This is a genomic window from Caballeronia sp. LZ035, from assembly GCF_031451175.1.
Classification (GTDB): Bacteria; Pseudomonadota; Gammaproteobacteria; order Burkholderiales; family Burkholderiaceae; genus Caballeronia.
This window is the reverse complement of record NZ_JARUXS010000022.1, coordinates 1-3,252: the sequence shown is the minus strand read 5'-3', so window position 1 is coordinate 3,252 and position 3,252 is coordinate 1. Positions and strand designations below refer to the sequence as shown.

Genomic DNA, 3,252 nt, shown 5'->3' with positions numbered 1-3,252 from the left:
ACCGCCCGGCGCACCATCAATTCCTTGATCTTGCCGATCGCCTTGGTCGGGTTGAGCCCCTTCGGGCACACGTCGACGCAATTCATGATCGTGTGGCAACGGAACAGACGGTACGGATCTTCCAGGTTGTCGAGTCGTTCGCCCGTCGCTTCATCACGGCTGTCCGCGATGAAACGATAGGCCTGCAGCAAGCCCGCGGGTCCCACGAACTTGTCCGGATTCCACCAGAAGCTCGGACACGACGTCGAGCAGCTCGCGCACAGAATGCACTCGTACAGGCCATCCAGCTCGTCGCGCTCGACCGGCGATTGCAGACGCTCCTTCTCCGGCGGCGGTGTGTCGTTGATCAGATACGGCTTGATCGAATGATACTGGTTGAAGAACTGCGTGAAGTCGCAGATCAGGTCGCGCACTACCGGCAGACCCGGCAGCGGACGCAGCACGATCTTCTGCGGCAGCTCGTTCAGGTTCGTCAGGCACGCCAGACCGTTCTTGCCGTTGATGTTCATTGCATCTGAACCGCACACGCCCTCGCGGCACGAACGACGGAACGACAACGTCTCGTCCACTTCCTTCAGCTTCACCAATGCGTCCAGCAGCATGCGCTCATGCGTCAGGTCCAGCTCGTACGTCTGCATGCGCGGCGCTGCGTCCTTGTCCGGATCGTAGCGATAAACTTCAAAGATTCTCTTGGCCATTTCTCTATCCTCGTGCCTTAGAAGGTGCGTGCCTTCGGCGGCACCGATTCGACCGTCAGCGGCTTCATCTGCACCGGCTTGTACTCCAGCCGATCACCCTCGCTGAACCACAGCGTGTGCTGCATCCAGTTCTCGTCGTCGCGATGTTCGTAGTCGCTGTGCGCATGCGCGCCACGGCTTTCCTTGCGCGCTTCGGCCGACACCATCGTCGCGCGCGCTACCTCGATCAGGTTCGCCAGCTCCAGCGCCTCGACCTTCGCGGTGTTGAACACCTTCGACTTGTCCTTCAGATGCACGTGCTTCACGCGCTCCGCCACTTCGGCAATCTTCTCCACGCCGTCTTCCAGCAGCTTCGCGGTACGGAACACGCCTGCGTGCGCCTGCATCGTCGAGCGGATGTCGTTGGCGATGTTCTGCGTGTATTCGCCCGAGGTGGACTTCTCCAGCACCGCGAGACGTTCCATCGCGAAGTCGGCGGCATCGGCCGGCAGCGGCTTGTGTTCCTTCAGCTCGCGTGCATGCTTGATGATGTGGTTGCCCGCGGCGCGACCGAACACCACCAGGTCCAGCAGCGAGTTCGTGCCCAGGCGGTTCGCGCCGTGCACCGATACGCACGAGCATTCGCCCACGGCGTAGAAGCCGTTGACCGGATCGTTGTAGCCCTTGGACGTACCGACAACCTGACCGTGCATGTTCGTCGGAATGCCACCCATCTGATAGTGGATGGTCGGCACGACCGGGATCGGCTCCTTGATGCAGTCGACGTTCGCGAACTTCAGCGCGATCTCGCGAATCGACGGCAGACGCTTCATGATCGTCTCGGCGCCGATATGCGACAGGTCCAGCAGCACGTGATCCTTGTTCGGACCCACGCCGCGGCCTTCCTTGATTTCCTGGTCCATCGAACGCGAGACGAAGTCGCGCGGCGCGAGATCTTTCAGCGTCGGCGCATAGCGCTCCATGAAGCGGTCGCCGTTCGAGTTGCGCAGAATGCCGCCTTCGCCACGCACGCCTTCGGTGATCAGCACGCCCGCGCCGGCCACACCCGTCGGGTGGAACTGCCAGAACTCCATGTCCTGCAGCGCGATGCCCGAGCGCGCCGCCATGCCCAGGCCGTCGCCGGTGTTGATGAACGCATTGGTCGAGGCCGCGAAGATGCGTCCCGCGCCGCCTGTTGCGAACAGCGTGGTCTTGCCTTCGAGGATATAGACCTCGCCCGTTTCCATTTCCAGCGCGGTGACGCCGAGTACATCGCCTTCGGCGTCGCGGATCAGGTCCAGCGCCATCCATTCGACGAAGAAGTGCGTCTTGGCCGCGACGTTCTGCTGATACAGCGTATGAAGCAGCGCATGACCGGTACGGTCCGCTGCCGCGCAGGCGCGTTGCACCGGCTTCTCGCCGTAGTTCGCCGTATGCCCGCCGAACGGACGTTGATAGATGGTGCCATCCGCGTTGCGGTCGAACGGCATGCCCATGTGTTCCAGCTCATACACGGCATTGGGCGCTTCGCGGCACATGAACTCGATCGCATCCTGGTCGCCGAGCCAGTCGGAGCCCTTGATGGTGTCGTAGAAGTGATAGTGCCAGTTGTCTTCGCTCATGTTGCCGAGCGATGCGCCGATGCCGCCCTGTGCGGCCACCGTATGCGAACGCGTGGGGAACACCTTCGAGAGCACAGCGACGGAGAGTCCCGCGCGCGCCAGTTGCAGCGAGGCGCGCATGCCCGAGCCGCCCGCGCCGACGATGACCACGTCAAAGCGACGACGCGGCAGGGAAGTCTTGATTGCAGCCATGTTCTTTACACTCTCCAGAGAATCTGTGCGGCGTAGCCGGCGCATCCGATGAGCCACAGGATGGTCAGCACCTGAAGGAACAGGCGCAGGCCCATGGGCTTGACGTAGTCCATCCAGATGTCGCGAATGCCGACCCACGCGTGATAGAACAGGCACAGCAAGACGACGAAGGTGGCGAGCTTCATCCACTGCATGGCGAAGATGCCTGCCCAGCCTTCGTAGGAGAAGTTCTGCGCGCCGAAGAACAGCACGAGCAGCACGATGGTGTAGATAGCCATCGCGACGGCGGTGATGCGTTGCGCGAGCCAGTCGCGCAGACCGTAATGAGCGCCGACGACCAGGCGCTTGGGGCCGACTCGATTGTGGGTTGCCATGTTTTTATAAACTCCTTAGAAGGCGCCGAAGAGCTTGAGCGCCATCGCGAGCGTAAGCAGCAACGAGACGATCAGCACGATAAGCGCGCTCTGCTTGCCGCCGTCCTTGCTCACGCCGACGTGCGTATCGAGCAGCAGGAAACGGATGCCCGCGCAGAAGTGATGCAGGTACGCCCACGACAGCACGAGCGTGATGATCTTGACGATGGGATTGGCGAGGAAGCCCTTGAAGGCGTCGAAACTGATTTCCGACGTCAGGCTCTGATCGAGCAGGTACAGGATGAACGGCAGACACACGAAGAGCAGCAGGCCGCTCACGCGATGCAGGATGGAGATTTTCCCTGCGAGCGGCAAGCGATACTTCGCGAGTTGGCCGATCCCGATGTT

At 61.8% G+C, this 3,252-nt stretch carries 4 protein-coding genes; all 4 read right to left on the bottom strand.

Annotation, left to right across the window (positions count from 1 at the left end; translation table 11 throughout):
• On the bottom strand, positions 1-698 hold a 698-nt coding region (locus QCE88_RS41860; protein ID WP_050454292.1), incomplete at its 3' end, for a succinate dehydrogenase iron-sulfur subunit.
• A gap of 17 nt (positions 699-715) precedes the next feature.
• Positions 716-2,491, bottom strand: coding sequence for a succinate dehydrogenase flavoprotein subunit (gene sdhA, locus QCE88_RS41855; RefSeq protein WP_309911917.1), 1,776 nt, complete (start codon positions 2,489-2,491; stop codon positions 716-718).
• Between the two features lie 5 nt (positions 2,492-2,496).
• Entirely contained in the window at positions 2,497-2,865 is a 369-nt protein-coding gene (gene sdhD / locus QCE88_RS41850) for a succinate dehydrogenase, hydrophobic membrane anchor protein (protein WP_309911915.1), read from the bottom strand.
• Positions 2,866-2,880: 15 nt separating this feature from the next.
• A partial coding sequence (sdhC, locus tag QCE88_RS41845) for a succinate dehydrogenase, cytochrome b556 subunit (protein WP_309911914.1) occupies positions 2,881-3,252 on the bottom strand: 372 nt, incomplete at its 5' end.

Bases quoted from the DNA above. Each gene is read 5' to 3' on its own strand.
- sdhA (WP_309911917.1), bottom strand. From the start codon at position 2,491: ATGGCTGCAATCAAGACTTCCCTGCCGCGTCGTCGCTTTGACGTGGTC.
- sdhD (WP_309911915.1), bottom strand. From the start codon at position 2,865: ATGGCAACCCACAATCGAGTCGGCCCCAAGCGCCTGGTCGTCGGCGCT.